Source organism: Arthrobacter agilis, from assembly GCF_002953615.1.
GTDB classification, from domain to species: domain Bacteria; phylum Actinomycetota; class Actinomycetes; order Actinomycetales; family Micrococcaceae; genus Arthrobacter_D; species Arthrobacter_D agilis_B.
The window spans coordinates 1,245,195-1,251,377 of the sequence record NZ_CP024915.1 but is presented as its reverse complement, the minus strand read 5'-3'; the positions used below and the strand labels follow the sequence as shown (position 1 = coordinate 1,251,377).

The 6,183-nt window shown below is 70.8% G+C and carries 7 protein-coding genes and 1 pseudogene; 7 read left to right on the top strand and 1 reads right to left on the bottom strand.

Features of this window, described 5'->3' with window-relative positions; genetic code table 11:
- From CVO76_RS05980 to nusB, 3 genes and pseudogenes are all read left to right on the top strand, one after another.
- Positions 1-215, top strand: a pseudogene (locus CVO76_RS05980) (3-dehydroquinate synthase); the annotation flags it as partial.
- 143 nt (positions 216-358) lie between these two features.
- Positions 359-922 carry an elongation factor P gene (gene efp, locus CVO76_RS05975; RefSeq protein ID WP_133080590.1) on the top strand — a complete coding sequence of 188 codons (564 nt, stop codon included), beginning with the start codon at positions 359-361 and terminating at the stop codon, positions 920-922.
- Positions 919-1,329 carry a transcription antitermination factor NusB gene (nusB, locus tag CVO76_RS05970; RefSeq protein ID WP_208741214.1) on the top strand — a complete coding sequence of 137 codons (411 nt, stop codon included), beginning with the start codon at positions 919-921 and terminating at the stop codon, positions 1,327-1,329. The genes efp and nusB overlap by 4 nt, the downstream gene beginning before the upstream one ends.
- Positions 1,330-1,431: 102 nt before the next feature.
- On the opposite strand, the gene CVO76_RS05965 is transcribed toward nusB, so the two are convergent.
- Positions 1,432-2,742 carry a PrsW family intramembrane metalloprotease gene (locus CVO76_RS05965; protein ID WP_208741212.1) on the bottom strand — a complete coding sequence of 437 codons (1,311 nt, stop codon included), beginning with the start codon at positions 2,740-2,742 and terminating at the stop codon, positions 1,432-1,434.
- A gap of 96 nt (positions 2,743-2,838) precedes the next feature.
- Here CVO76_RS05965 and pyrR point away from each other — a divergent pair, with 96 nt between their 5' ends.
- The 4 genes from pyrR to CVO76_RS05945 form a co-directional block, all read left to right on the top strand.
- Positions 2,839-3,426, top strand: coding sequence for a bifunctional pyr operon transcriptional regulator/uracil phosphoribosyltransferase PyrR (gene pyrR, locus CVO76_RS05960; protein WP_133080587.1), 588 nt, complete (start codon positions 2,839-2,841; stop codon positions 3,424-3,426).
- Positions 3,423-4,451 carry an aspartate carbamoyltransferase catalytic subunit gene (locus CVO76_RS05955; RefSeq protein WP_208741210.1) on the top strand — a complete coding sequence of 343 codons (1,029 nt, stop codon included), beginning with the start codon at positions 3,423-3,425 and terminating at the stop codon, positions 4,449-4,451. Before pyrR ends, CVO76_RS05955 begins: the two co-directional genes overlap by 4 nt.
- Complete coding sequence (locus CVO76_RS05950; protein WP_208741208.1) at positions 4,448-5,821, top strand: dihydroorotase; 1,374 nt, start codon at positions 4,448-4,450, stop codon at positions 5,819-5,821. Before CVO76_RS05955 ends, CVO76_RS05950 begins: the two co-directional genes overlap by 4 nt.
- Positions 5,809-6,183: hypothetical protein (locus CVO76_RS05945; RefSeq protein ID WP_208741206.1), on the top strand; the 375-nt coding region annotated here is incomplete at its 3' end. The genes CVO76_RS05950 and CVO76_RS05945, both read left to right, overlap by 13 nt.

Here is a 6,183-nt window from a genome sequence, read left to right as displayed (position 1 = left end):
CCGACCGCCACAGGGCCATCCTCGAATCCCTCGGGCTCCCCGTGACCTACCGCCGGGACCGCTGGGCGTCCCTCCTCGACGGGATGCGCCGCGACAAGAAGTCCCGTGGCGACCTCCTCCGCTTCGTCGTGCTCGACGGCATCGGCCGGCCCGGCATGCTCGAGGTCCCCGACACCTCCCTGCTCTTCGCCGCCTATCAGGAGATCGCCTCCTGAGCGGCGGCGACGGTCCTCCGCACGGCCACGGGAGCCCGCCGCGCCGCGCGGGGTAGACTGGCTTCTGGACTTTTGGCGCGACTCCGCGCGCCCGCTGTGCCTCGGCCGGCCCATCCATCCGCGAAACCGACGAAAGTGAATCTGTGGCGACCACGAACGACATCAAGAACGGCACTGTGCTGAAACTCGAGGGCAACCTCTGGAACGTCCTCGAATTCCAGCACGTCAAGCCCGGCAAGGGTGGAGCATTCGTCCGCACCAAGCTCCGCAACATCCTCTCCGGCAAGGTGGTCGACAAGACCTTCAACGCAGGCCTCAAAATCGAGACGGCCACCGTGGACCGCCGCGACTACCAGTACCTGTACAAGGACGGCGAGGACTTCGTCTTCATGGACACCACGGACTACGACCAGATCACCGTGCCCGGCAAGGTGGTCGGCAACGCCGCGAACTTCATGCTCGAGAGCCAGATGGCCACCATCGCCATGCACGAGGGCTCACCGCTCTACGTCGAGCTCCCCGCGTCCGTCACGCTGGAGATCACCTACACCGAGCCGGGCCTGCAGGGCGACCGCTCGACCGGCGGCACCAAGCCCGCGACGGTCGAGACCGGCCACGAGATCCAGGTCCCGCTGTTCCTGGGCAACGGCACCAAGGTCAAGGTCGACACCCGGACCGGCGAGTACCTGGGACGCGTCAACGAGTGAGCGCCCGCAGTAAGGCCCGACGCCGGGCCCTCGACATCCTCTTCGAATCGACGCAGCGCGAAATGCCTGCCCTCGAGGTCATCCGCGCACGCCGCGAGAAGACGGACATGGTCATCGCCGACTACACGGTGGACATCGTCGAGGGCGTCCTCGAGCACCAGGAGCAGATCGATGAGTTCCTCAGCACCTACTCCCAGGGCTGGACGCTCGACCGCATGCCCGCGGTGGACCTCATGATCCTGCGGATCGGCAGCTGGGAACTGCTGTACAACGACGACGTCCCCGACGGCGTCGCGGTGAGCGAGGCCGTGGAGCTCGCCAAGGTCCTCTCCACCGACGAGTCGCCGAAGTTCGTCAACGGCCTCCTCGGCCGGCTGCAGCAGCTCAAGCCGACCCTGCTCGCGTAGCTCCGCCGACGGACCCTCCGCCACCGGAAGCTCCCGCTGATCGCCCTCCGGGCCGTCGACGGGAGCTTCCCGCGTTCCCGGCCCGGAGCGTGCGGGTGCGCGTCAGCGGGCGGCCGATGCCAGCTGGAAGATCCGCGCGCGCCGCTGCGTGGCGTCGTCCAGGAGCCTGCGTTCCTCGGCGGCGTAGTCGGCGTCGCGCCGTCCGCCCAGCATGCGCTGCCGCGTGTAGGCGATCCGCGATCCGGTGCGGATGAACGCGCGCATGTCCCGCTCGGCGCCCACGGACTGCGCCCAGGCGAGCGCCTGCGACCGGCCCGGGCGCGTCGCCAGCATCCGCACCTCCTCGGGCGTGAACCAGCCGGCCCGGGCGTAGTCGCCGAGCCGTGCCTCGGTCAGGCGGCGCTCGGAGCGGCGCAGGAGGACGACGGAGATCACCGCGGCGACGAACAGCGGCACCTGGACCACGAGGTAGAACAGGAAGAAATCGTTGAACAGCACGAGGGTGCCGCCGTTCCACAGCATGTGCCCCGCGATCGCCGGGAGGAGGCCGAGGACGAAGGCCCCGAGGATCCGGGCGTTCCCGCCGCCACGGCTCAGCGCGAACCCGAGGACGAAGCCGAGCAGCGAGGTGAACATGACGTGGGCGAAGGGCGAGAACAGGCCGCGCAGGATGAAGACGCCCACCAGCGCGCCGGCATTCCCCGACTCCGCCACGGCGGAACCGAAGTACAGGATGTTCTCCGTGAACGCGAAGCCCGCCGCCACCGTCCCGGCGTAGACGATGCCGTCCACGGGGCCGTCGAAATGGCTACGACGCGTGTAGACGAGGATCAGCACGCCGAGCCCCTTGGCGAACTCCTCGACCAGCGGCGCCTGCAGCACCGGCCCGATCACCTCCGGTGAGCTGGTGCCGAGCGCGCTGACCAGCAGTTCCACGACATAGGTGCCGAGCAGCAGCGTCACGACGACGGAGGTGCCGGCACCCCAGAGGAACGCGAAGAGCAGGGCGCCGCGCGGTTCGGGATCCCACCGGTCGATCCAGCGCAGGCCCAGCAGGCAGATGCCCAGCGGCACGAGGGCGAGGATGCCGCAGAGCAGGAACGCGGACGGACCCAGCGACAGGGAGAGCAGGAGCAGGACGCCTGCCACGACGAGGGCCGCGACGATCACGAGGAGCACGTTGAGCACGCCGTGGCGGCGCGGGGGAGGCTGGTTCCAGACGGGCTGGAAGGGGTGCCCTGCAGTGCGGGCGGGCGCCGGACGGTGGTGCCGTACCGTGGTCTCGCCCCACCAGCCCTGCAGCTGCTGCCGCTGCTGCCGCGGTCGGTGGTGGCCGTCGGGGTGGTGGTCCACGCCCCCGGGACCGTTCCACCGCGGGCCGCCCGCGCCTGCTCCGGAATCGTTTCTCGCCATGGTGCAACCCTAGGGGCAAGCGGCGCTGTGATAGTTTTGACGGTGCAACCAGCCTTTAAATTCCGTCCAGTGAGGCGGGGAAGGAGGAAGCGTGTTATGAACGTGCCTGCCTCGGAAACAGGCATCCACAAGCGCGTCGTTCTCGCAGAAGCAGACATCGACCGTGCTCTCACGCGCATCGCCCATGAGATCCTCGAGGCGAACAAGGGGCCGCGTGATCTCGTCCTCCTCGGCATCCCGCGCAGGGGTTTCCCCCTGGCGCAGCGGCTCGCCCAGAAGATCGCGGCCGTCGACCCGTCCGTCGACGCGGATCTCATCACGGGACAGCTCGACGTCACCCTGTACCGTGACGACCTCCAGCGCAATCCCACCCGCTCGCCGCTCGCCACCCAGCTCCCGCCGTCGGGCATCGACGACAAGGTCGTGGTGCTGGTCGACGACGTCCTGTACTCGGGACGCACCATCCGTGCGGCCCTCGACGCCCTCGCGGATCTCGGACGCCCGCGCATCGTGCGCCTCGCGGTCCTCGTGGACCGCGGGCACCGGGAACTGCCCATCCGCGCCGACCACGTCGGCAAGAACCTCCCGACGTCCTCCCGCGAGCGCGTGCGGGTCCACCTCGCGGAGATCGACCTGATCGGGGGTTCCGCGGTGAACGAGGTCGTCATCGAGGACCGCGCGTGAAGCACCTGCTCAGCACCCAGGACCTCTCCGCGAGGAACGCCCTGCGCCTGCTGGATGTCGCCGAGGAGATGTCCGCCGTGGGGGAGCGGGAGATCAAGAAGCTCCCGGCCCTGCGCGGACGCACCGTGGTGAACCTCTTCTTCGAGGACTCCACGCGCACGCGCATCTCCTTCGAGGCCGCGGCCAAGCGCCTGTCCGCGGACGTCATCAACTTCGCGGCGAAGGGCTCCTCCGTGTCGAAGGGGGAATCCCTGAAGGACACGGCCCAGACCCTCGAGGCGATGAGCGCGGACGCCGTCGTCATCCGCCACCCGGCGTCCGGGGCACCGGCCCGCCTCGCCGCGTCGGGCTGGATCGACGCGGCCGTGGTCAACGCCGGCGACGGGACCCACGAACACCCCACCCAGGCACTGCTCGACGCGTTCACGCTGCGCCGCCACTGGGCCCGGATCGGCGGCGGCCCCTCGGCCGGCACCACGCTCGCCGGGATGAAGGTCCTGATCGTCGGTGACGTCCTCCACTCCCGGGTGGCCCGCTCCAACGTGTGGCTCCTGACGACCCTGGGTGCGGAGGTCCTGCTCGCGGGCCCGCCCACGCTGCTGCCCATCGGCGTCGGTTCCTGGCCCTGCACGGTGTACTACAACCTCGACGACGCCCTCGCGCAGCGCCCCGACGCCGTCATGATGCTCCGCCTGCAGGCGGAGCGCATGAACGCCGCGTTCTTCCCGTCGACACGCGAGTACTCGCGGCGCTGGGGCTTCGACGACGGACGCCTCGCGCTGCTCGACACGATGGGCCTGCACGACACGGTCATCATGCACCCCGGACCCATGAACCGCGGGCTCGAGATCTCCTCCGCCGCGGCCGACTCGCCCCGCTCCACGGTGCTCGCCCAGGTCCGCAACGGGGTGTCCGTGCGCATGGCGGCGCTCTACCTGCTGCTCTCGGGCGACCACCACGACGAGCAGGACGGCGAGATGCACGACGAACTGCCCGCCACGACGCCGGAAGGCCGCATCAAGTGACGACGAACACCAGCACTCTGCCCGAATACCTCATCGTGGGCGCCTCGATCGCAGGCGGCGCCCCGCAGGACCTGCTGGTCCGCGACGGCGTTCTCGCCGCCGTCGGGCCGTCCGCGGCGGCTGACGCCTCGGCGGCCGCGATCACCATCGACGCCGAGGGCCTCGTGGCCCTGCCCGGCATGGTGGACCTCCACACGCATCTGCGCGAGCCGGGCCGGGAGGACGCCGAGACCGTCGAGACCGGATCGCGCGCTGCCGCACTGGGTGGCTTCACGGCGGTCCACGCCATGGCCAACAGCTCGCCCGTGGCCGACACCGCGGGTGTCGTGGAGCAGGTGTACCGCCTCGGCCTCGCCTCGGGCTGGGTGGAGGTCCGCCCGGTGGGCGCCGTGACCGTGGGTCTCGGCGGGGAACGGCTCGCGGAACTCGGGGCGATGGCGGAGTCCCGCGCGTCGGTCCGGGTCTTCTCCGACGACGGCGTCTGCGTCTCCGATCCGGTGCTCATGCGCCGGGCGCTCGAGTACGTCAAGGCCTTCGACGGCGTCGTCGCACAGCACGCCCAGGAGCCGCGGCTCACCGAGGGTGCCCAGATGAACGAGGGCGACGTCTCGGCGGTCCTCGGGCTCACCGGCTGGCCCGCCGTCGCGGAGGAGAGCATCATCGCCCGTGACGTCCTGCTCGCCCAGCACGTCGGGTCGAGGCTGCACGTCTGCCACGTGTCCACCGCGGGGTCGGTGGAGATCATCCGCTGGGCCAAGGCACGCGGCATCGACGTCACCGCCGAGGTCACGCCGCACCACCTGCTCCTCACGGATGAACTCGTCCGCAGCTACGACCCGGTCTACAAGGTCAATCCGCCGCTGCGCACCTCCGACGACGTCCACGCCCTGCGGGCCGCCCTCGCCGACGGCACCATCGATGTCGTCGGCACGGACCACGCCCCGCACCCGAGCGAGCACAAGGAGTGCGAGTGGGCCCAGGCCGCGATGGGCATGACCGGCCTCGAGACCGCCCTGTCGGTGGTGCAGCACACGATGGTGGAGACCGGCCTGCTCGACTGGGAGGGCTTCGCCCGGGTCACGTCGGTCGCCCCTGCCCGGATCGGCCGCCTCGCCCACCAGGGCCGTCCCCTGGCGACCGGCGAGCCCGCGAACCTGATCCTCGTCGATCCCGCCGCGCGGTGGACGGTCGATCCCGCGACCATGGCCACGAAGGGCCGCAACAGCCCCTTCCGCGGCCTCGAGCTGCCCGGCAGCGTGCGGGCCACGTTCTACGGCGGCCACCCCACGGTGCTCGACGGACGCCTGGCCACGCCCCGGCCGGCCGCGGGACCTGCGACCGCCCAGGAGGCGCCGGCATGGAGTATCTAGGCTGGGTGGCCCTCGCCGTCGGCATCATCGTCGTCGTCGTCGCCCTGATGGCCCTCGGCTGGCGCAACCGGCTCCGCCGCCAGGCGGACGTCGCCGAACCCCCGGAAGCTCCCGCCGATCCCGGCCCCGTACTCTACGAGGCCGAGGGCCAGTACGTCGCGACGACGACGGCGGGGGACTGGCTCGACCGCATCGCGGTGCACGGGCTGGGCCTGCGGGGCAACGCCGTCGCCACCGTGTACGCCGCCGGTGTCCTGATCACGCGCACGGGTGCACGCTCCGTGTACATCCCGCGCACCGACCTCACGTCGGTCCACCTCGCCAGCGGCATGACCGGCAAGTTCGTCGAGAAGGAGGGCCTG